Below are 21,741 nucleotides of genomic sequence, written 5' to 3'. Positions count from 1 at the left end.
GCCTTCAATTGCGGCTTCGGAAATCTCGGACACTTCGCAAGAGACTATCGCGACATGTTCGGTGAGCTTCCATCCGAAACTCTGTCGCGCGGGCGGCGCGCCGCCTAGCTCGCCTGACAGAAGCGCCGGCCAGGACCATTCCCAAGAGCGCCGGGGCCGGCAACGCGCGGTGGGCAGGTTGTGCCCGGCGAAGCTTGCTGATGATGTCCAGTAGTCGCAGCCAGGCTGGGCCTCCGTGCTGTGTCTGGAGGCAAAGCGACCGAACTGCGACATTACGGGCGACGTGTCATAATCATTGCGCTCGGCGGCGGACATGCTGCAGGGCGGGTCAAGGCGTGCACGCGACGATTCGCCGGATAGCGACATTCCATGGCGATTCACGCACCTCCCGCTCGGCGATGCGGGGCAGCGGCACCCCCGCTCGCCCAGCCTGCGATTGAAGGCTTCGCACCCTGCGACCGGCCTGCCACACCAATACAGCCAATCGTCCATATGCCGTGCCGTCGCCGGGCGGGTGCATTGTCAGGAGCCCTTATGGCGATTAAAGATTCCGACCCAGACCGCGTCGGCACCGCAAGCCTTCCCGCGCGGTCATGCGTTCGATGAGGCCGCCATGCATCTTGCCCATGATCCCACAGCGCCGGCGGCAGCAGGGATCAGCTTCGACCAGTTCTTGGTCGTCGACATCCGCGTCGGCACCATCGTCGCGGCCGAGCCCTATCCGGAGGCGCGCAAACCGTCGCTGAAGCTGACGATCGATTTCGGGCCCGGCATCGGCACCAGGCGCTCCAGCGCCCAGATCGCCACGCTCTACGATCCAGCCACCCTGATCGGCCGCCAGGTCGCCGGCGTCGTCAATTTCCCGCCGCGCCAGATCGGCAAGTTCATGTCCGAGGTGCTGACGCTCGGCTTCCCGGACGAGGTCGGCAACGTCGTGCTGTTCCAGCCGGACAAGCCCGTGCCGAATGGCGCGCGGCTGTTCTGAGCGCCGGGGAGAGCCGACCATCATGGATATGCTGCTCGAACCTGTTACGCTGCCGCCATTCCCCGAAGGATTGAGGATTTCGCTGCGGCAGATGCATCTTCTCCAGGCTCCCATGGGCGGCACCCTGGTGACCGGCGGCGCTACCTTCCGCGTGTTCGCGCCGCATGCCAAGGCGGTCTACGTCTCCGGCCCGTTCAACGACTGGGCGCAGGACGCGAGCTGCCGCCTGGCGCCGATCGGCAACGGCCATTGGGCGATCTTCATCCCCGGCCTGAAGGACGGCGACGCCTACATGTACTTCGTCGAAGGCGAGGGCACCTCGGGCTACAAGCGCGATCCGCATGCGCGGCTCTTGACCGTCGATCCGCCGTTCCCGCAATCGCATTCGGTGCTGCGTAATCCCAACGCGTTTCCCTGGCACGACACCGCGTTCACACCGCCGCCTTATAGCGAGCTCGTGATCTACCAGCTCCACGTCGGCACCTTCGACATGAAGGCGGGCAATCCCGACGGCTGCTTCTTCGACGTGATCGAGCGCGTGCCGCACCTGGCGAAGCTCGGCATCAACGCCATCGAGCTGCTGCCGGTGCAGGAATTCCCGACCATGTTCAGCATGGGCTACAACGGCACCGACCTGTTCAGCCCGGAAACCGACTATGGCGAGGCCGAGGAGGCGCATCTCGCCGCCTATGTCGCCCGCACCAATGAGATCCTGGTCGCGGCTGGCGCGGCGCCTTACGCCGGCGTCGACACCGTGCGTCATTGCGACGACCAACTGCGCGCCTTGATCGACGTCTGTCATGTCCATGGCATCGCGGTGCTGTTCGACGTCGTCTACAACCACGCCGGCGGCGGTTTTGACGAGAACAGCATCTGGTTCTTCGACCGTCAGGCCTATGGCGATCCCAACCGCAGCCTGTACTTCACCGACCAGGGCTGGGCCGGCGGCCAGGTGTTCGCCTATTGGAACGCCGACGTTCGGCAGTACCTCGTCGACAATGCCGTGATGCTGTACCGCGAGTACCACGCCGACGGCCTGCGCTTCGACGAGGTCAGCGTGATGGATCGCTTCGGCGGCTGGGCGACCTGCCAGCAGCTCACCGAGGCGCTGCGCGCCGAGAAGCCCGACGCGTTCCAGATCGCCGAATACTGGCCGGTGAACCCGTGGGTGGTCAGGGACATCGCACAAGGTGGCGCTGGCTTCGACGCGACCTGGAGCGACGGCCTGCGCCTTGCCGTGCGCGGCGCCATCGCCAGCGCGGCCGGAGGCGCCGGCGCTGCCGTTGCGATGCAGCCGATCGCCGCGGCGATCGCCGATCTCAGCCTCGACAAGCGCTGGCGCGCGGTCAACTCGATCGAGAACCACGACATCGTCTATGCCGGCCGCGAGCCGCGCATCCCGCGCCTCGCCGATCCCGTCGACAGCCGCTCCTGGTATGCGCGCAGCCGCGGCCGCGTCGCCACGGGCCTGTTGCTGACCGCGCCGGGCATCCCGATGCTGTTCATGGGCCAGGAACTGTTCGAGGACAGACCATGGAGCGACACGCCGAACCCCGACACAACGATCAGTTGGGCGCTGCTCAACGGCGAGGACAAGATCACCGCCGATGCGATGCGCTTTACCAGCGAACTGATCGCGATCCGCCGCACCCATCCGGCGCTGACCGCGGAGGGATGCGCCATCGTCCACGTCCATGACGGCAACCGCGTGCTCGCCTTTCATCGCTGGGATGGCCAGGGCGACGACGTCGTCGTGATCGTGAGCCTGAGCGAGACGCCATGGCGCGACTACGCCATCGGTTTCCCTGCACCGGGGCAGTGGAAAGAGGTATTCAACAGCGACGTCTACAACAATTGGGTCAATCCGGATGTCGTCGGCAACAATGGCGCTGTGATCGCAGGCGGCCCGGCGCTGCACGGCCAGCCGTGCTCGGCGATGGTGACGATCCCGGCGAACGGCGTGCTGGTGTTCGCGCGGGCGTGACGGCCGTAGGGTGGGCAAAGCCGCAGCCGTGCTCTGTCCACGACCGAGATCGGGATTGCGCCGTGCCCACCATCTTTGCCGTCGAGCTCGCCGATCCACGGTGGGCACGCTGCCGCCTTCGGCGGCCGCTTTGCCCACCCTACGGCAGCGCGCCCGCAGCGACGACATGTGGAAGATGGACGCTTGGTCTTGCCTCCGTCATTGCGAGCGCAGCGACGCAATCCAGAATCTTTCCGCAGAGACAGTCTGGATTGCGTCGCTGCGCTCGCAATGACGCGGCAAGAGCGCGTTACGCTGCCAACGACGCGACCTGCGGGACCAAACTACACGATCAGCCGGCCCTGCCGCTCCGCGATTCCGATCACCGCCTCGGTCCCGGCGTTGAAGTCGAGATGGTCGGCCTCGATGCCGTCGGAGAAGATGACGCCGTTCTCCGGCATCAGCGAGCGCAGGCGCAGGGTCTCGGCGCCCATGAGGCCGCCGCAGACCAGGGAGGTCTGCGAGGTCTTGCTCGGGAACGGCTCGCGCACGGCGAAACGAAGCGCGCGGGCGTCCCAGGGCAGGGGGGTGTAGTCGCCGCCTGTCCTGCGGCTGCCGAAGCTGCCGGCGATGGCGAGCGCGCCGGTGACGATGCTCTTTAACCAGGCGGTCGAGCCGAGCCCCGTTGCCACGATCAGGCCGCTGGAGGACTGCCGCTCATGGCCGTCGCGCGTCGCGATCTCGTAACGGGCCGAGACATGGGTGCGCGCGCCGATGAAGAGGTCGTTGACGGCGTGCAGCACCTGGCCGTCGGCGAGGCTTGCGCGTGCCATGGTCACCGCCTTGGCGGCGCGCTTGTCGGCGGCGACCTCGGGCAGCAGGCTCGCGAGGTTCTCCGGCGCGAACGGCAGCAGCACGCCGTCATGCCGGGCCGCGTCCGGGTTCAGGCCGAGCAACGGCTGGCCGTCGAGATATTTCATCGTGTTGGCGACGAGGCCGTCCGGGCCGAGCGCCGCGACGATGTCGGCCGGGCCGAACAGGAAGTTCGGCAGGAAGCTGCGGTCGACGATCTGGTAGCGGCCCCAGCGTTCCAGCGTCTGGACGCTGGTCAAGCGCGCGGCCTGGTAGGCCGCGTGCTCGCGCTCATAGTCGGAGAAGTCGGCGCCGAGATGCTCGACATAGAAGCGGGCCTGGTCCGCGGTGAGGAACCTTGCGATCAGCTCCTCGAGCCGCGTCCTTCGCGTGACCAGCACCACCTTGCGGTCATTGCCGGACACGGGCAGCCTCCGCGGGTTTCTGCATCAGGCTGTTCAGCAGCTCGGGCGAGACATTCAGCTGCCCGATCTTCTCGGCCTTCTCGGCGAGACCCGAAAACGCCTGTGCGATCAACTGGCCCGGCTGCATGCCGGTGGCGGCCAGCGCCTGGATCACGCGGGTGTCGACGCCCTCGAAGATCTTCATCAGCGCGCCGACGCGATAGGCTTCGGCATCGGCCAGCGTGCGGGTGTTCGACGCATTCAGCGCGACGAAGTCCTTTCGCTTGGCCTCCAGCCCGATGTCGGCGACCATGCCGGCCTCGCGCAGCTCGTTCTTCTTCGCCGCGACGCTGGCCTCCGCGTCCATCTGCGTCTCGCGGATCGAGCGCTTCTTCTGTTCGACCGCAATCTCGGTATCGAGTTCGCTCTCGCGGATCGCCCGCTCGCGCTCCACGGCAAAGTTGCGCCGCGCGAAGATCGCTTCATCGGCGGTCTTCAGAATCGCCTCGCGCGCTTCGGCCTCGAGCGCCTTGGCGGTCTCCGGCGTCGGCTTCACCGCGCGCACGGCGACGCCGAGGATCTCCAGGCCCAGCGCATCGATATCGGCGCGTTGCCTTAGTCCGGTCGCAATCGCCTCGGCAATGCGGTCGGAGGCGCGCAGTGCCTCCTTCAGGGTCATGTCCTTGACCGCCTGCTGTGCCAGCACCTCGACCGCGCCGAGCACGCGCTGCGGCAGCTCCTCTGGGTCGTCCGACTCGTACGTCTTGCCGTCGCGCTTGAGGGTGAAGTTCAGCATCGCCGCTGCCTTCCTCGGCTCACCGATGCGGTAGGTGACCTGGCCCTGGATCGTCAGCGTCTGAAAGTCGCGGGCGATCTGCTGGAAGATGAAGGCGGCGTCGCGGCTGCCGATGGGGATCGCGACCAGCGAGGTCGCGGGCCCGTAATAGAAGGTGGAGAGCCCGGCGCCTTCCTCGACGACGGCGCCGGCGCGGTATTTGAGGAGGTAGGTGGTGGGTTGGGCCTTGATGAAGCGAATGCCGAACATGGCGGCCTCCTGACGTCTGATGGCGTAAGTGTGTTACGCCAACTAAGTAAGTTGGACAGTACAACTAAGCGTGCTAGTGTCAAGGGGCAAAAATCGGCAAGGCGGTCAGGGGTTGGCATGGCGGGACGGCAAGAACCAGGCGGCGGCGCGGGCGAGATGGGGCGAGGCGGGGCCGGGCTTAATTTCCCGCGCCCGTTGACGACGGTCGACGTCGTCATCTTCACGATCCGCCTGGAGGCGCTGCACGTGCTGCTGGTGCGCCGCGGTCACGGCGAGGGTGAGCCGTTCCCGGACGCTTTCGCGCTGCCGGGCGGCTTCGTCGATGTCGACACGGATCGCGATCTCGAAGCCTGCGCCCGGCGCAAGCTCGTGGAGAAGACCGGCGTCGTCAGCCCGTATCTGGAGCAACTCGGCAGCTGGGGCAGCGCGAACCGCGATCCCCGCGGCTGGTCGGCGACCCACGCGTATTTTGCGCTGGTCCCGACGTCAGCGGCGGAGACGGCGCTCGCCGCGGACGCGCAATGGTTTCCGCTCGACGGGACCGGCGTGAAGCCGAAGCTCGCTTTCGATCATGCGGAGATCCTGCGCGCTGCGGTGCAGCGACTGCGCAACAAGGTCGAGTACACCTCGCTGCCGGCCTATCTGATGCCCGAGGAATTCACCTTGCCCGAACTGCAGCGGACCTACGAGGTCGTGCTGGATCGTGCGCTGGAAAAGAGCGCCTTCCGGACCCGCATGCTGTCGGCCGACCTCATCGAACCGATCGCCAAGATGCGCAAGGGGCCGAACCGGCCGGCGCAGCTCTACCGCCTGAAAAAGACGGCTGCGCCGGTGTATTTCGCGCGGACGTTCAATGCGCCGGAGTGACGCCGCCGGTTTCTCCACGTAGCCCGCATGAGCGCTGCGACAGACCGCGGGCACAATGGTGAGACCGCCGGATCATGCCGAGAAGTCGACCACCAGCGACTTGCTGGACGAGCTCGACGAGCTGGTGCCGCTGGCGCTGTAGGACGAGGTCTTGCTGCTGTTCGAGCTCTGCAGCGCGTCGAGCAGCTTCTTCAACAGCTCCTCGACTTGAGACGATGAGCTCGATGAGGACGACGACGAGGTGCTCGACGTGGTGTCGCTGCTGGCATCGTCGCTCGGTGCGGGCGGCGGACCGCCGGCGCCGCCGCCGGAGAACGCATTGGCGAATACGTTCTTCAATTCGGTCGCCTGGTCGGAGGTGAGCTTGCCGCTGTCGACCTCGCTCTGGATGAGATCGTCGATCTTCGACTGCATCTCCTTGGGCGAGGGCGGCGTGCTGGAGGTCGACGACGAGGACGAGCTGTTGCCGCCGCTCTTCAATGCGGAGTCGATGTCGTCGAGCGCCGACGACAAGGCGGTCTGGTCGGTCGAGCTGACCTTGCCGGCCGAGACTTCCTTGGTGAGCTCCTGCTTGAGCAGGTCGAGCGGCGAAAAGCCGCTCATCGAGGAGGCAGAGATCGACGTCATGGTGTGCTCCGGGTAAGACATCAAACCTGTCTCCAGCTGTGGTTGTAACGCTTAACGGCTCCTTGTTCCCTGTGTCCGGATGTGTCTGGACTCCCGTCGCACACAAAACGAAGCAAGAAAGTCGGCGCGTGCCCCGGGTGATTGTGGGCGCATTCCCATGGGAGCTACCGGTTCGGTGAGCGTCGCGAATCCGGGTGACATCCTGTGCCGGGCAAGGCCGCATGCCGCCAGCGCAGTGCTCCGGGGCACGAAATGGTGTATCCGCGGGTGACAGGCGGTGCCTCGCAGAGCAAATCCGCCACAAGGAATAAGGCTCCCGGAGGAACTCCATGTCGGCCCTGCCGCTTTCTGGCATCAAGATTCTCGATCTGACGCGCGTGCTCGCCGGACCCTTGTCCGCGCAGATGCTGGCCGATCTCGGTGCCGAGGTGATCAAGATCGAGCGGCCCGGCACGGGCGACGACGCGCGCGCCTTCGGCCCGCCCTACCTCAAGGACCCCGATGGCAAGGCCAACAATAACAACTCGTTTTACATCTGCGCCAACCGCAACAAGAAGTCGGTGACCGTCAACATCGCGAGCCCGGAGGGGCAGGAGATCATCCGCGCGCTCGCCAAGGATTGCGACGTCTTCATGGAGAACTACAAGGTCGGCGATCTCAAGCGCTATGGTCTCGACTATGAGGCGATCCGCGCGGTCAACCCGGACGTGATCTATTGTTCGGTCACCGGCTTCGGCCAGACCGGGCCGTATGCCCCGCGCGCCGGCTACGACGCGATCTTCCAGGCCATGGGCGGGCTGATGAGCGTCACCGGCCACATGGACGGCGAACCGGGGGCGGGGCCGATGAAGGTCGGGCCGTCGATCGTCGATTACATGACCGGCATGAACACCTCGATCGGCATTCTCGCGGCGCTGTATCACCGCGACGTCAATGGCGGCGGCGGCCAGCACATCGACGTCTGCCTGTTCGACACCGTGATCGCCTCGCTGTCGCACTACGCCCAGATCTTCCTGGTCAACGGCAAGTCGCCGCCGCGCCGCGGCACCTGGGGGAATGGCGGCATGCCGGCCGGCGTGTTCCGCTGCACCGACGGCGAATTGATGCTGGTGGTCGGCAACGACGCGCAATTCGCGCGCACCTGCGCCGTGTTAGGGGCGCCGGAGCTCGCCACCGATCCGAAATTCGTCAAGAACAACGACCGCGTCGTCAACGGCAAGGAGATCATGGCGATCTTTGCCGGCCTGTTCCTGAAGAACTCGGTGGCGCACTGGCTGGAGGAGCTGGAGAAGGCGGGCGTGCCGTGCGGGCCGGTCAACGATTTCGCGCACGTGTTCGCCGATCCGCATGTCCGCTCGCGCGGCATGGAGGTGAAGGTCGAGCACCCGTTCGAGCCGCAGCTGTCGCTGATCCGCAATGCGCTCACCTTCTCGGGCACGCCGATCACAGAGTACCGCGCGCCGCCGCTGCTCGGTGAGCACACCCGGGATGTGCTGGCGCAGCTCGGCTATGACGAGACGAAGATCGCGGCGTTGAAGCAGCAGGGCGTGGTGTAGCCGGCATGAGCGAAAGCGACATGCGGGATCGCCACTACCGCCGGTGAGGACCCCGGATGTCGCTGCGCTCATCCGGGCTGCAGTTTGAAGCAGAGGACGTGGTGTAGCGTACGATCAGTGGGCGTGGCGGTGATGCCGGTGCCGCTTCGCCTTCCACGGGGAATAGGAGTGCGGCGCTTCGAACAACGGGGCCCGCGGCGGCGCGCCAAGCTGCTGCCGCGATTCCTGCAGGCGGCGCTGATAGCCCGGCGAGTTCATGATGCTGGCGGCGGCGCCACGGGCCAGCACCGGCTCGCTGGCGGTCACCATCGCGAGCGCCGTGGCGGCGACGGCCATGATCAATCGCAGGCGCTGCGTCATCAGGCGAGCTTCCTTCTCATCCAGCGGAGCACGAGGTCTAGCGCGCCTCGCGCGCTGCGACCTTGGCCTGTGACTTTGCCGCCGGCACGCGCGTCGTCAAGCCGAGCACGGCACCGCGCACCACCCGCGCGATCACATCCTCGACATCGTCGAGGTCGCAGCGGCCGTCGGAGAGCTTGGTCAGCCGCTCGCTCTCGCGGATGGTGTGATGCGCCATCGCCAGCGCAAAATGCAGGCCCCAGAACAGGTCGACCTCGGAGCTGTCGGGCAAAGCGCGCTTCATCGCCGCGGCGAACTTCCGCAGATGGTCGATTTCCTTGTTCTTGATGCGGCGGATTGGCGGCACCGATTCGATCGAGGCGCGGATCATGAATTGCGCCACCGCCGAACGCTGGTTCTCCGGCCCCAGGCAGCCGCGCAGGATCGGGCCGACCAGCGCGCGCAGGATGTCGCTGATGTCGGCGCGGCCGCCGCCGGCATCCTCCGCTGCGCGCAATTCGCGCAGCCGCTCGCGGTTGAGCGCGATCGAGCGGGTCACGAACAGTTCGGCGATCAGCTCGTCCTTGGAGCCGAAATGATAGTTCACCGCGGCGAGATTGACGTTCGCCTCCGCCACGATGTCGCGCAAGGTCACGTCGGAGAATCCGCGCTCGGCATAGAGCCGCTCGGCGGCGATCAGGATCGCAGTCCGGGTCTGGTCGGTCGCCATGCTGGTCCTCCCGAACGACGAAGCAGGGTGGGGAGTTGCGTTTCAAACAATTGTATGAAACTATTGTTTGAGACAGCCGGAATGTCAATCGCGGTGCTTCCGCGGGACGACATTTTGGCGCTGCAGCGACGGTTCGCGCGGTCGTGTCGCGCAAGATCACACTTGCACGGACGCATCCGGCGGGCCGACACTGCGAGCAAAACAATCTCGAGGAAACCCTGAGGAGAGTCCCATGGACTTCACGATGTCGGCGAAGCAGCAGGAATGGCTGGAGCGCGTGCGCAGCTTCATGACCAAGCATGTCCGCCCGGCGGTGCCGATCTACAAGCAGCAGGACGCCGAGGGCGATCGCTGGAAGGTGATCCCGATCCTGGAGGACCTCAAGGCCAAGGCCAAGGCCGAAGGCCTCTGGAACATGTTCATGCCGCCGTCGGAGCACGAGGACGACGAGTTCCGTGGTGCGGGCCTGACCAATCTCGAATATGCGCTGCTGTCCGAGGAGATGGGCCGCATCTCCTGGGCCTCGGAGGTGTTCAACTGCTCGGCGCCGGACACCGGCAACATGGAGGTGTTCATCCGCTACGGCACCAAGGAGCAGAAGCGCAAATGGCTGCGCCCGCTGATGGACGGCGAGATCCGCTCGGCCTTCCTGATGACGGAGCCCGCGGTGGCCTCGTCCGATGCCACCAACATCGAAACCCGCATTACGCGTGACGGCGATCATTACGTCATCAACGGCCGCAAATGGTGGTCGTCGGGCGTCGGCGATCCCCGCTGCAAGATCGCGATCCTGATGGGCAAGACCGATCCGTCGGCCGCCAAGCATCAGCAGCAGTCGCAGATCCTGGTGCCGCTCGACACCCCCGGCATCAAGGTCGAGAAGATGCTGCCGGTGTTCGGCTTCGACGACGCGCCGCACGGCCACGCCCAGGTGCTGCTCGAGAACGTCCGGGTGCCCAAAGAGAACATCCTGCTCGGCGAGGGCCGCGGCTTCGAGATTGCGCAAGGGAGGCTCGGTCCGGGCCGCATCCATCACTGCATGCGCACCATCGGCAAGGCCGAGGAGTCGCTGGAGAAGATGGTGCGCCGGCTGATGACGCGCCAGGCCTTCGGCAAGAAGATCATCGAGCATTCGGTGTGGGAGCAGCGCATCGGCGAGGCCCGCACCAACATCGAGATGACGCGCCTGCTGTGCCTCAAGGCCGCCGACATGATGGACAAGGTCGGCAACAAGACCGCGCAGGGCGAGATCGCGATGATCAAGGTCGCTGCCCCCAACATGGCGCTGAAGATCATCGACGACGCCATCCAGGCGTTCGGCGGCGCCGGCGTGTCAGATGATGCGGGTCTCGCCAAGGACTACGCCAACATCCGCACGCTCCGTCTTGCCGACGGCCCCGACGAGGTGCACAACCGCGCCATCGCCCGGCTCGAGATGAAGAAGTACGCCAACGAGCCGCGGCACTGACGTGATCTTGTAGGGTGGGCAAAGCGTCGGCCCGGGCGCGAAAGCGCGCGGGCAGGCGCGTGCCCACCATTCCAGTCTCCGAGAAAAGCGGTGGGCACGCTTCGCTTTGCCCACCCTACGTTCAATATGACCCAAGGGAGTTCGTCGTGGCCGACGGCGTCAAGAAGGACGAAGAATTCTCCGGCACCAAGCCGGTCGAGGAGCGGCACCGCTTCGACGAAGCCAAGCTCGCGGCGTGGATGGCCGAGCATGTCGAGGGCTATGCCGGCCCGCTCACCGTCGAGCAGTTCAAGGGCGGCCAGTCCAATCCGACCTATCGGCTCAACACGCCGGCGCGCTCCTACGTGCTCAGGCGCAAGCCGTTCGGCAAGCTCCTGCCGTCAGCGCATGCGGTCGATCGCGAATTCCGCGTCATCGCCGCGCTCGGCAAGCAGGGCTTTCCCGTCGCCAAGGCCTACGCGCTGTGCAACGACGACAGCGTCATTGGCGCTGCCTTCTACATCATGTCGATGGAGGAGGGCCGGGTGTTCTGGGATCCGACCCTGCCGCATGTCGACGCGCCGCAGCGCCGCGCGATCTTCACCAGCAAGATCGAGACGCTGGCGAAGTTGCACACCTACGATCCCGCCGCAATCGGCCTCGCCGATTTTGGCAAGCCCGGCAACTATTTTGCCCGTCAGGTCGACCGCTGGACCAAGCAGTATCGTGCGTCCGAGACCGAGCACCTTCCCGAAATGGAGAAGCTGATCGAATGGTTGCCGCGCACCTTGCCGGCGCAGCAGCGCGTCTCGATCGTGCATGGCGACTACCGGCTCGACAACATGATCTTCCACGCGACCGAGCCGCGCGTCATCGCGGTGCTCGACTGGGAGCTGTCGACGCTCGGGGATCCCATGGCGGACTTCACCTATCTGCTGATGCAGTGGATCATGCCGGGCCTCGACGGCGTCGACCTGAAGGCCAAGAACATCCCGACCATGGAGGAGGCGGCCGCGATCTATCGCGGCGTCACCGGCACCGAGCTGCCGGACCTCAACTGGTACTTCGCCTACAACCTGTTCCGGCTCGCCGGCATTTTGCAGGGGATCATCGGCCGCATCCGCGACGGCACCGCTGCCAACGACAAGGCGATCGAGTCGGTCAAGCGCATGGTGCCGATGACCAAGCAGGCCTGGGCCTACGCGCAGAAGGCGGGCGCGGCGTAAGGCGCGGGCGGTTCGGCAGCCCGCATGAGCGCAGCGACATGCGGGCCAGCACTCCTGCCGGTGAAGACTCCGGATGTCGCTTCCGCCTTCGCCCGTTAGGCTTCGGCGGACGAACCGCTCATCCAGGCTACACAGCGACCACCCACCAGCTTCGGGCTCAGCGGCCGCCGCCGCCACCACCGCCCCCGCCGCCGCCTCCGGCCGCGGTCATGGCGCTGCTGTAGCGCGGGTCGGTCTGCTTCATGTAGGTCGGCGAGGTGTCGGAGGTGCGGTGCCGCGAGGGCTGCGGCAGCAGCTCATAGGTTCCGCAGGAGCCCCAAGAGCTCAGCTCGCAAGGCGGCAAATTGAGCTGACGTGCATGGGCGCCGGTCGCCCCCGCGCCGGCCGCAATGGCCCCGATCGTGGTGAGCAGCCGCAGTTTCGACATCCTCGACATCTGATCCATCCTTCGGTTTTGCGAAGCCGAAATGGTCCGCTTGCGAGGTTCGACGGCGCCTCGGAGCAGCCGGTTCGAAGATGCGACCGGAAAAAACGCGGCTAGCGGCGACATCCTCGCTTGAACCCGAACGCCGCTCACGGCGACGTTGCGCTTTCCGTAGCCCCCATGAGCGCGAGCGACATGCGGGGACACACGAGCTGCACGCGAGACCCCGGGTGTCGCTTGCGCTCATCCGGGCTACGCCTTCGTACCCGCGACGATGGCGCCGACCGCCGCGCGACCATGATGTGACGCGCCTTGCTGCTTGGCGTGCAACGCCCATATCCACGTGAAGGAGAGCCGTCATGATCCATCAGCTTCGCATCTACGAAATCTTCGAGCACAACAAGGCGGCGTTTCATGCCCGTTTTCGCGATCACGCCGCCCGCATCATGCGCATGCGCCATGGCTTCCAGATCGTCGCGATGTGGGAGAGCCGGTTCGGCGAGCGGACCGAGTTCGTCTACGTTCTGGAATGGCCGGACGAGGCCACCAAGATAGCGGGGTGGGCAGCCTTCATGGCGGATGCGGAATGGTCCGAGATCAAGCGCATCACCCATGCCGAGCATGGTCTGATGGTCGGCCAGATTGAGGACCGCCTGCTGACGTCGCTCGACTACTCGCCGGCTGTCCGGCGAAGCCTGTTGCCGCCGGATCGATGATCCCAGGTAGGCGCCGGCGGTGCCCGCCGGGCAACTCGGATGCGCGACGTCAGGGCGGAGCGATGATGAGTGCGATCCGACGATGTGAAAGGGCTGCGCCTACAAAGAAAGTTTGTGTGGTTCTTCAGCGCGATGAGCGCCGTCGTCGGCCCATGCTTAAATTTTTCACTTTCGCTTTTTCGGAATTTGTGATTTGATTGCCGCCATCCCGCCTCAACGAGAGGGGCGTTGCGCGCGATCGTCACGACACGCGAGGCGGGGAGGCGGTGGCCGCGGAGATGCCGCAGCGTAGTTTGCTACGCGGACGAACGGCAGTTCGCGGACGTGAAGTCGCAGCGTGCTGGCACCCCGATGCTGGTGCTACGTTCGCGACGGCGCTTGCGCGCCGCGCGGGCAATGGTGGCCAACAAGCCCGGCGCACCAGGCAGACTGCGTATAAGCGTGAAGACCATCGCGCAGGGAAGGCCGGGCGTTTCTCGGCTGCACCTGTGGTACCTGCCGCCTGCATTTTTTCTCGCAGGCGGGCCGCAGGCGTCAGCCGACGCCTGGCCTTCCCTGCGCCCTCGATGCGAGAGGGCGGTGAAATTCGGGATCACTCGGGCGCGAAGGCGTCGCGGGAAGAATTTTGCATGATTGCACGCGGTCATCATGATTGAACTCCGTCGCTGCGCTCGCAATGACGGCTGCAGAAAGGAACGTCGCCTGACGGACAGCCGGCAGCCACGTTGCTCGCGCGATTCCGCGGCATGGGTTCCCGCGTTCGCGGGAACGACAGCGGAGTGTGTTGCGCGCAGCTGTGCTGAACGGGCCGCAGTAGCGCGGCAACAACAGCTGTCATCCCGGCGGACGCCGGGACCCATACCGCGTGATCTGGCGAGGGACGTCGCTGTCAGTTGCTGGCTTCATTCCGGCCAGGGGATATGGGTCCCGGCGTTCTCCGGGAGGACACCGGTGTTTGGCGCGGCAACCCGGCTAAATCGGTTTTCCCGCGTATGGCATCGATGCCGTGAGGCCACCGTCGACCGGGAAAGCCTGGCCGTTGACGTAAGACGCCTCGTCGCTGGCGAGGAACAGGCCCATCGCCGCGATCTCGTGCGGCTGGCCGGCGCGCTTCAGCGGATTGAGCTGGCCGATCTTGCCTTCGGTGCCGCGCTCCTTGGCGCCGTCGAAGATCGGCTTGGTCATGCCGGTCTCGATCAGGCCGGGACAGACCGCGTTGATGCGCACGCCGGTGCCGGACAGCGAATAGGCGGTGGTCTGCACCAGGCTGATGACGCCGGCCTTGCTTGCGGCATAGGGATGGCCCGAGGCGCCCGACTTCAGGCCCGCAACGGAGGCCGTGCAGACGATGGCGCCGCGCTGCTGCCGCACCATGTGCGGCATCGCGTATTTGACCGCGAGGAACGGGCCGATCAGGTTGATGCGCAGGATCTCCTGCCAGTGCTCGACGGTCTGCTCGGCGATCGGGATCAAGCCGCCGGAGATGCCGGCATTGGCCCAGATGACGTCGAGCTTGCCATAGGTCGCAACGGCGCGATCGATGAAGCCGCTCACGTCGGCTTCCGAACCGGCGTCAGCCATCACGGCCTCCGCGATGCCGCCCTGCTGCTTGACGAGTTCGACGGTCTCCTTGACGCCTTCGCTGCGATCGACTGCGATCAGCCGCGCGCCTTCCCTGGTGAACATCAGCGATGCGGCGCGGCCGATGCCGCTGCCGGCGCCGGTGATGATGACGGATTTGCCTTCGAGGCGGCCCATGTTTCCTCCTGCTTCAATTGTAATCAGTTGCGTGCCGCGCAACGGAATTCAAACGCCGTTTCAAACGTGCTGAGATCGCCAAGCGGCTTGAGACGATCTAGGCCTTCACGTACAGCGGGAGACGAGCGGAGGGAAGGGTCTGAGCGATGTCGGCTGATGGAACGACACCTTCTGTCGTCACCACGCGCTGGTGGTGGGTGCGTCACGCGCCGGTGCGCAGCGACGGCGGCAACATCTACGGCCAGTCCGACATCGCCTGCGATACCTCCGATCGCGAGGTGTTCGAGGCGGTCGCGAAAATCCTGCCGCGCAGCGCGGTGTGGTATGCGAGCAGTCTGATGCGCACGCATCAGACGGCGGAGGCGATCTGGGCCGCCGGATTCCCGCGTCCCGCAGCAATGATCAGGGAGGCCGCTTTTGCCGAGCAGCATCTCGGGCAATGGCAGGGCATGAACCGCGCCGCGTTCCTGGCCAGCCGTCCCGCGGGCAGCCACTGGTTCGCCGACATCGATGAGCCGGCGCCGGGCGGCGAGAGCTACATGGATCTGTACACCCGCGTGACAGCGGCGATTGCGCGCATCACGGTTTCGGAAGCCGGCCGCGACGTCATCGCCGTCGGCCATGGCGGCACCATCAAGGCGGCTGTTGGCCTGGCGCTCGGCGGCCTGGTCGAGAAGGGGCTGGCCTTCGACATCGACAATTGCTCGGTGACCCGGCTCGACCACATCGTGGCCGGCGAGACCAGCACATGGCGCCTGCCAATGGTCAATCAGCAGCCGTGGATCGCGGATGCAAGGCACAAGGCGATGCATCAGCCGGCCGGGCCGGAGCTGACGACGAGCAAGCTGGCGTGAGGCATCCCGTAGCCCGGATGAGCGAAGCGACATGCGGGTTCACCGGGACAGCACGTGAGACCCCGGATGTCGCTGCGCTCATCCGGGCTACGGGACTTACAATGAGCCGTCGGAGCCGACGACATTCCAACAAGCCAAGGAGGACTCCCAATGACCCTGTTCGACATGACCGGCAAGGTCGCCGTCATCACCGGATCCACGCGCGGCATCGGGCTCGCCATTGCCGAACGCATGGCCGAGCACGGCGCCAAGGTGGTGATCTCTTCGCGCAAGGCGGATGTCTGCGATGCTGTCGCCAAGGAGCTCAATGAGCGATTTGGAGCGGGTACCGCGGCCGCGGTCGCCGCCAACATCTCCAGCAAGGAGGACCTGCAGAACCTCGTCGACGAGGCCAACCGCATCTACGGCAGGATCGACGTGCTGGTCTGCAACGCGGCGTCGAACCCGTATTACGGGCCGCTCGCGGGCATCTCCGACGATCAATTCCGCAAGATCCTCGACAACAACATCGTCGCCAACAACTGGCTGATCAGCATGGTCGTGCCGCAGATGATCGCGCGCAAGGACGGTTCGATCATCATCGTCTCCTCGATCGGCGGCCTGAAGGGCTCGACCATCCTCGGTGCCTACGCGATCTCCAAGGCCGCCGACATGCAGCTCGCGCGCAACCTCGCCTGCGAATACGGCCCGCACAATGTGCGCGTGAACTGCATCGCGCCCGGCCTGATCAAGACCGATTTTGCCAAGGCGCTGTGGGACAATCCGGAGAACCTGAAGGCCTCCACCGCGCGCTCGCCGCTGCTCCGCATCGGCATCCCCGACGAGATCGCGGGCGCCGCGGTGTTCCTAGGGTCCGCCGCCGGCAACTTCATGACCGGGCAGACGATGGTGATCGACGGCGGCGCGACGATCAGTTGAGGAGAGCTGTCAGTGGGGCCGGTGCCATGGCCTCATCCAACGGTGTCGTCCCCGCGAACGCGGGGACCCATAACCACCGGCCGGCATGAGGCCGGCAACTGGCAGTGACGTCCCTCGACAAATCACGCGGTATGGGTCCCGGCGTTCGCCGGGACGACAGCAGTGGTTGTCGCGCCATCCGGGCAAACGGGGCAGGCCCGCATTCGCCGCGAACACAGCGTTGTTGCCCGCATGAGCGAAGCGATATGCGGGGTCACATGACGAGAGCGGATATCCCGGATGTCGCTGCGCTCATCCGTGCTACGAAGCAGGCGCCCTCACTCCACCGCCGCGTACACCACGTCGCGCACCAGCGTGCGCAGATAGTCGCGCTGTCCGGGAGCCTGGGCCATGAACACGCAGAACAGATCCTCCTTCGGATCGATCCAGAAGAACGTCCCGGCGATGCCGCTCCAGAAGAAGGTGCCGGCCGAGCCGGGGAAGGGGGCGATGCCGGCCTCGCGGCGCACGGCGAAGCCGAGGCCGAAGCCGTGACCGGGCGACAGCAGCGTGCCCTGCGTCTTCACATGTGGACCGAGATGGTCGGAGGCCATCAGCTCGAGCGTCTTGCGGCCGACCAGCCGGGTGCCGTCGAGGCTGCCCTTGCTGAGCAGCATCGCGCAGAAGCGGGCGTAGTCCATCGTGGTCGCCACCAGCCCGCCGCCGCCGGATTCCATCAGCGGCTGCTCGGTCATCTTGAACAGGTTGACCGCCTCGCCGGTCCACGGGTCCTTCGCGAACGGCTCGGCGAGCCGGTGCGCATTGGCCTCGCTCGTGAAGAAGCCGGTCTCATTCATGCCGAGCGGCTTGAGGATGCGCTCGGACAGGAAGCCGCCGAGCGATGTGCCTGCGACGACCTCGATGATCCGTCCGAGGATGTCGGTCGAGCGGCTGTAGTTGAACTCGGCGCCGGGCTGGCAGATCAGCGGCAGGCCGGCGAGGATGGCCGCGTGCTCGGCATTGGTGATCTTGCGGCTGCGCACCCGCGACTGCTGGTAGAGCTGGTGCACCGGCCCGGTGCCGGTGTGCTCATACGCCAGGCCCGAGGTGTGGCGCAGCAGGTCCTGGACCGTCATCGGCTGGGCGACCGGCACCAGCTCCAGCTTGCCGCCGGTCTCGACGCCCACTTTCTGCTCGCCGAATTCCGGGATGAACTTGGCGACCGGGTCGGACAGCAGCAGCTCGCCGTCCTCGACCAGCATCATGATCCCGAGCGAGACGATCGGCTTGGTCATCGAGAAGATGCGGAAGATCGAATCCGGCCGCATCGGCGTGTCGGCGTCGGGCGCTTGCCGGCCGATGGCGTCGAACCAGCCGATCCGGCCGCGGCGGCCGACCAGCAGGGTGGCGCCGGGGACGGTTCCCTTGTCGGCCTCGCGCTTGAACGCATCCGAAGCTCGCTGCAGCCGCGCCTGGGACAGGCCCAGCGCCTCGGGGCGGTCATCCGGCAGCGGCGGCGTCAGCGAGCGGAGCGCGGAAAGGTGCGCGCTGGATGCGGCAGTCGGCGGGGTCATGGGCTCTCCCTGAAGTCCTGTTGTCGGTTTGCATCAAGTCTGGCGCGGAAGTTGTGGTCTGACCAGTCGATTTGCCCCATTGCACCCTTGCATTCGGGGGGAGGTCTATGCTTCAAAGCGCGCGAACCGGCGACGCAGTCCCGGCTCGCTAGGAGTGTAGCTCAATTGGTAGAGCACCGGTCTCCAAAACCGGGGGTTGGGAGTTCGAGCCTCTCCACTCCTGCCAGCGAGATCAAACACTTAAGCCAAAAATCGACGAGACAGGTTAGGCCGGGGCCCGCAACGCGCGAGCCCCGAATGCATTTCAGCAACCCTTTATTGCTTCACATAAGGACAGTTGCCGTCCTTCATCGGCCGGAACACCTGGTCGCCGGGCACTTCGGCCAGCACCTTGTAATAATCCCACGGGCCCTTCGACTCCTCGGGCTTCTTCACCTCGAACAGGAACATCGAGTGCACCATGCGGCCGTCCTCGCGGACGACGCCGTTGTCGGTGAAGGCGTCGCGCACCGGGGTCTCGCGCATCTTGGCGAGCACCGGCTTGGTGTCGCTATTGCCTGCTGCCTTGACCGCGTTGAGATAGTGCAAAGTGGCGCTGTAGGTCGCCGCCTGATTCATGGTCGGCATCCGCTTCATGCGCTCGAAGAACTTCTTGCCGAAGGCGCGGGTGCGGTCGTTGAGATCCCAGTAATAGGCCTCGGTGATGATCAGCCCCTGCGCCAGTTTCAAGCCGAGGCTGTGGATGTCCGAGATGAACATCACGATGCCGGCGAGGTTCTGGCCGCCGGCGACGATGCCGAACTCGGCGGCCTGCTTGATGGTGTTGATGGTGTCGCCACCGCCATTGGCCATGCCGATGATCTTGGCCTTGGAGGCCTGCGCCTGAAGCAGGAAGGACGAGAAATCCTGGTTGTTGAGGGGATGGCGGGCGCTGCCGACCACCGTGCCGCCGGCGGCGCGCACGACGTCGCCGGTGTCGCGCTCGATCGAATGGCCGAACAGATAGTCGGCGGTGATGAAGAACCAGGTGTTGCCGCCGTTCTTGACGATGGCGCTGCCGACCGTGTGCGCGTTGCCGTAGGTGTCGTAGGTCCAGTGCACGGTGTAGGGCGAGCAGGACTTGCCGGTGATGTCGGAGCTCGCGGCATCCGTCACGATCATCAGCTTCTCGAACTGCTTCGACATCTCCATGCCGGCGAGCGCGGTCGCCGAGGTCGGCATGTCGATGACCATGTCGACGGCCTCGTTCTCGTACCATTTGCGCACGATCGCGGCGGCGATGTCGGCCTTGTTCTGCGGATCGGCGCTGATCACCTCGATCGGCTTGCCGAACATGCTGCCGCCGAACTCCTCGACCGCGAGCTTGGTGGCCTCGAGATTGCCCTGGCCGCCGATGTCCGAATAGACCGACGAGAAGTCGCTGAGCACGCCGATCTTGAGCGGGGCTTGGGCCTGGGCACAGGCAGGGACGGCGGTGAGGGCGAGAGCGGCAAGACCGAGAGCAGCAAGGCTGACGGCGGCAAGGCGCGTCCGTCCCTTGCGCGGGGCAAAGGCCACGGGTTTCCTCCGGATTGTTCTTGTGCGGACGAGAATGAGCGGGTGGCGCAGGCCCGGCAAGAGCAGGAGCCGCTCCACCGCGGGCATTTCGTCGCGGCAACTGCTCAACCTGCCGTGGTGCGGAAATGGCCTGCCGCGGCACGAAAAACCGCGTTGTGGCGGACCAGGCGGGGGCCTGACGCGGGAATGGCCGCCGACGCCCGGCATGCCCATATCTTGACCTTTGGCCGGCCCGACAGTAGATATCTCGGCAACCTGCAGCCGGCCCGCGATAAAAGCGGATATCCGGCGCGGCTTTTCACTCCCCGAACAAGCGAGCCCGTGGATTCGGCTCATCTCTCCGACAAGAGGGTGGGCCAAGGACGGCTGTTCGGTTTTCCCAGTCAACTCTTCAATCGTCCGATGACGGACGCGGACCCCTGACGATGGCTACCAGCCCGTTCAAATTCCTGCAGGAAGTGCGCTCGGAGACCGCCAAGGTCTCGTGGCCGAGCCGTCGCGAGGTCACCATCACCACGATCATGGTGTTCGTGATGGTGGCGCTGGCCTCGGTGTTCTTCTTCGCCGCCGATCAGATCATCCGTTATCTCATCACCCTCGTGCTGGGCATTCACTGATGGCAACCGCAACGCAAAGCTCCGACAAGCGCTGGTACATCGTCCACGCCTATTCGAACTTCGAGAAGAAGGTCGCGGAGTCGATCCGCGAGCAGGCCAAGCAGCGCAATCTCGAGGACCTGTTCGAGCAGGTGCTGGTGCCGATCGAGAAGGTCACCGAGGTGCGCCGCGGCCGCAAGATCGACGCCGAGCGCAAGTTCTTCCCCGGCTACGTGCTGGTGAAGATGAAGCTGACCGACGAGGCGTTCCACCTGATCAAGAACACGCCCAAGGTGACCGGCTTCCTCGGCGCCGAGAACAAGCCGATGCCGATCTCCGAAGGCGAGGCGATGCGCATCCTGAACCAGATGCAGGAAGGCGTGGAGCGGCCGAAATCCTCGGTGTCGTTCGAGATCGGCGAGAACGTCCGCGTCGCCGACGGCCCGTTCGCCTCGTTCTCCGGCGTGGTCGAGGAAATCGACGAGGCGCGCTCACGGGTCAAGGTCGCGGTGTCGATCTTCGGCCGCGCCACCCCGGTCGAGCTGGAATTCAACCAGGTCGAGAAGATCGTCGGCTGAGCCTCATGGGGCGGTAGCCCGGATGAGCGCAGCGACATCCGGGTTCACACCGACGCCGGCGATGCCCCCCGGGGGGGCGCTGCGCTCGCCCGGGCTACGAAAGGGCTCAGCCCTTTCCTTTTCGTCCGATCTCGTGTATCGGGCGTCCTTCGCTCCCCAACCGGGGGGCGATTTCGTTCGTGGGAGGCGTGACCGGCTTTGCCAGCCGGATCAAGCGCGCCGGACCACGGTCCCAAACCTCGCCTGAGGGTTTTGTCGCCCGAAGGCGTTGCGTTCGCATCAGGCAGAATCGCGAACGCATTGGAGAGTCATAATGGCAAAGAAAGTAACCGGTTACCTGAAGCTTCAGGTCCCGGCCGGTGCGGCCAACCCGTCGCCGCCGATCGGCCCCGCGCTGGGTCAGCGCGGTCTCAACATCATGGAGTTCTGCAAGGCGTTCAACGCGCAGACCCAGAAGGAAGAGAAGAACACCCCGATCCCGGTGGTCATCACCATCTATGCGGACCGGTCCTTCACCTTCGAGATGAAGACCCCGCCGATGTCCTACTTCCTCAAGCAGGCTGCCAAGATCCAGTCCGGCTCGAAGGCGCCGGGCCGCGACAAGGCCGGCAAGGTGACCAAGGCGCAGGTGCGCGAGATCGCCGAGAAGAAGATGAAGGACCTGAATTGCGACTCGATCGAGTCGGCCATGAAGATGGTCGAGGGCTCCGCCCGCTCGATGGGTCTGGAAGTTGCGGGGTAAGGCG

Annotated in this window: 21 protein-coding genes and 1 tRNA gene; 13 read left to right on the top strand and 9 right to left on the bottom strand. The window is 65.6% G+C overall.

Annotation, left to right across the window (positions count from 1 at the left end; genetic code table 11):
• Positions 1-613 precede the first annotated feature (613 nt).
• Both QX132_RS26320 and QX132_RS26315 read left to right on the top strand, forming a co-directional pair.
• Complete coding sequence (locus QX132_RS26320; RefSeq protein ID WP_316163237.1) at positions 614-985, top strand: tRNA-binding protein; 372 nt, start codon at positions 614-616, stop codon at positions 983-985.
• Between the two features lie 22 nt (positions 986-1,007).
• Complete coding sequence (locus tag QX132_RS26315; RefSeq protein WP_316163236.1) at positions 1,008-2,969, top strand: alpha amylase C-terminal domain-containing protein; 1,962 nt, start codon at positions 1,008-1,010, stop codon at positions 2,967-2,969.
• Between the two features lie 323 nt (positions 2,970-3,292).
• On the opposite strand, the gene QX132_RS26310 is transcribed toward QX132_RS26315, so the two are convergent.
• Together QX132_RS26310 and QX132_RS26305 are read right to left on the bottom strand one after the other, a co-directional pair.
• A complete protein-coding gene (locus QX132_RS26310) occupies positions 3,293-4,225 on the bottom strand; it encodes a sugar kinase (RefSeq protein ID WP_316163235.1) in 933 nt (310 codons plus the stop codon).
• Entirely contained in the window at positions 4,212-5,249 is a 1,038-nt protein-coding gene (locus QX132_RS26305) for an SPFH domain-containing protein (RefSeq protein WP_315776648.1), read from the bottom strand. The genes QX132_RS26310 and QX132_RS26305 overlap by 14 nt, the downstream gene beginning before the upstream one ends.
• A gap of 117 nt (positions 5,250-5,366) precedes the next feature.
• Here QX132_RS26305 and QX132_RS26300 point away from each other — a divergent pair, with 117 nt between their 5' ends.
• Complete coding sequence (locus tag QX132_RS26300) at positions 5,367-6,116, top strand: NUDIX hydrolase (protein ID WP_316163234.1); 750 nt, start codon at positions 5,367-5,369, stop codon at positions 6,114-6,116.
• Between the two features lie 72 nt (positions 6,117-6,188).
• Here the strand turns inward: QX132_RS26300 and QX132_RS26295 are convergent, their stop codons facing one another.
• Positions 6,189-6,743 (bottom strand): hypothetical protein, encoded by a 555-nt coding sequence (locus QX132_RS26295; RefSeq protein WP_315780798.1) that lies wholly within the window; start codon positions 6,741-6,743, stop codon positions 6,189-6,191.
• A 329-nt stretch (positions 6,744-7,072) separates the two neighbouring features.
• On the opposite strand from QX132_RS26295, the gene QX132_RS26290 reads away from it, so the two are divergent.
• Positions 7,073-8,299: a CaiB/BaiF CoA-transferase family protein gene (locus QX132_RS26290; protein WP_316163233.1), complete on the top strand. Its 1,227-nt coding sequence runs from the start codon at positions 7,073-7,075 to the stop codon at positions 8,297-8,299.
• Between the two features lie 114 nt (positions 8,300-8,413).
• Here QX132_RS26290 and QX132_RS26285 read toward each other — a convergent pair whose 3' ends face one another.
• A complete protein-coding gene (locus QX132_RS26285) occupies positions 8,414-8,659 on the bottom strand; it encodes a hypothetical protein (protein WP_315737571.1) in 246 nt (81 codons plus the stop codon).
• A 37-nt stretch (positions 8,660-8,696) separates the two neighbouring features.
• Positions 8,697-9,368: a TetR/AcrR family transcriptional regulator gene (locus QX132_RS26280; RefSeq protein ID WP_315737572.1), complete on the bottom strand. Its 672-nt coding sequence runs from the start codon at positions 9,366-9,368 to the stop codon at positions 8,697-8,699.
• Positions 9,369-9,600: 232 nt separating this feature from the next.
• Here QX132_RS26280 and QX132_RS26275 point away from each other — a divergent pair, with 232 nt between their 5' ends.
• Complete coding sequence (locus tag QX132_RS26275; RefSeq protein WP_316163232.1) at positions 9,601-10,836, top strand: acyl-CoA dehydrogenase family protein; 1,236 nt, start codon at positions 9,601-9,603, stop codon at positions 10,834-10,836.
• A 146-nt stretch (positions 10,837-10,982) separates the two neighbouring features.
• Positions 10,983-12,041: a phosphotransferase family protein gene (locus tag QX132_RS26270; protein WP_315737574.1), complete on the top strand. Its 1,059-nt coding sequence runs from the start codon at positions 10,983-10,985 to the stop codon at positions 12,039-12,041.
• Between the two features lie 157 nt (positions 12,042-12,198).
• On the opposite strand, the gene QX132_RS26265 is transcribed toward QX132_RS26270, so the two are convergent.
• Entirely contained in the window at positions 12,199-12,477 is a 279-nt protein-coding gene (locus QX132_RS26265) for a hypothetical protein (RefSeq protein ID WP_315780803.1), read from the bottom strand.
• A 347-nt stretch (positions 12,478-12,824) separates the two neighbouring features.
• On the opposite strand from QX132_RS26265, the gene QX132_RS26260 reads away from it, so the two are divergent.
• Positions 12,825-13,181, top strand: a complete 357-nt coding sequence (locus QX132_RS26260) for an NIPSNAP family protein (RefSeq protein WP_315798675.1) — start codon at positions 12,825-12,827, stop codon at positions 13,179-13,181.
• Positions 13,182-14,153: 972 nt separating this feature from the next.
• Here QX132_RS26260 and QX132_RS26255 read toward each other — a convergent pair.
• Complete coding sequence (locus QX132_RS26255) at positions 14,154-14,939, bottom strand: SDR family oxidoreductase (RefSeq protein ID WP_315714584.1); 786 nt, start codon at positions 14,937-14,939, stop codon at positions 14,154-14,156.
• 146 nt (positions 14,940-15,085) lie between these two features.
• Here QX132_RS26255 and QX132_RS26250 point away from each other — a divergent pair, with 146 nt between their 5' ends.
• Together QX132_RS26250 and QX132_RS26245 are read left to right on the top strand one after the other, a co-directional pair.
• Positions 15,086-15,793, top strand: a complete 708-nt coding sequence (locus QX132_RS26250; RefSeq protein WP_315798672.1) for a histidine phosphatase family protein — start codon at positions 15,086-15,088, stop codon at positions 15,791-15,793.
• Between the two features lie 150 nt (positions 15,794-15,943).
• Positions 15,944-16,711 carry an SDR family oxidoreductase gene (locus QX132_RS26245; RefSeq protein WP_315798671.1) on the top strand — a complete coding sequence of 256 codons (768 nt, stop codon included), beginning with the start codon at positions 15,944-15,946 and terminating at the stop codon, positions 16,709-16,711.
• 317 nt (positions 16,712-17,028) lie between these two features.
• Here the strand turns inward: QX132_RS26245 and QX132_RS26240 are convergent, their stop codons facing one another.
• Positions 17,029-18,264, bottom strand: a complete 1,236-nt coding sequence (locus QX132_RS26240; protein ID WP_315798670.1) for a serine hydrolase domain-containing protein — start codon at positions 18,262-18,264, stop codon at positions 17,029-17,031.
• 150 nt (positions 18,265-18,414) lie between these two features.
• Between QX132_RS26240 and QX132_RS26235 the strand changes: the two genes are divergently transcribed.
• Positions 18,415-18,490: transfer RNA gene (locus QX132_RS26235), tRNA-Trp, on the top strand.
• An 89-nt stretch (positions 18,491-18,579) separates the two neighbouring features.
• Here QX132_RS26235 and QX132_RS26230 read toward each other — a convergent pair.
• A complete protein-coding gene (locus QX132_RS26230) occupies positions 18,580-19,821 on the bottom strand; it encodes an ABC transporter substrate-binding protein (protein ID WP_315798669.1) in 1,242 nt (413 codons plus the stop codon).
• 425 nt (positions 19,822-20,246) lie between these two features.
• Between QX132_RS26230 and secE the strand changes: the two genes are divergently transcribed.
• From secE to rplK, 3 genes are all read left to right on the top strand, one after another.
• On the top strand, positions 20,247-20,438 hold the full coding sequence (secE, locus tag QX132_RS26225) for a preprotein translocase subunit SecE (RefSeq protein ID WP_006611822.1): 192 nt from the start codon (positions 20,247-20,249) through the stop codon (positions 20,436-20,438).
• Complete coding sequence (nusG, locus tag QX132_RS26220) at positions 20,438-20,995, top strand: transcription termination/antitermination protein NusG (RefSeq protein WP_284423110.1); 558 nt, start codon at positions 20,438-20,440, stop codon at positions 20,993-20,995. Before secE ends, nusG begins: the two co-directional genes overlap by 1 nt.
• Positions 20,996-21,308: 313 nt before the next feature.
• On the top strand, positions 21,309-21,737 hold the full coding sequence (gene rplK / locus QX132_RS26215) for a 50S ribosomal protein L11 (protein ID WP_012045056.1): 429 nt from the start codon (positions 21,309-21,311) through the stop codon (positions 21,735-21,737).
• Positions 21,738-21,741 lie beyond the last annotated feature (4 nt).

The organism is Bradyrhizobium sp. SZCCHNRI20481 (genome assembly GCF_032485055.1).
Classification (GTDB): Bacteria; Pseudomonadota; Alphaproteobacteria; order Rhizobiales; family Xanthobacteraceae; genus Bradyrhizobium.
This window is presented reverse-complemented; position numbering and strand designations above follow the sequence as displayed.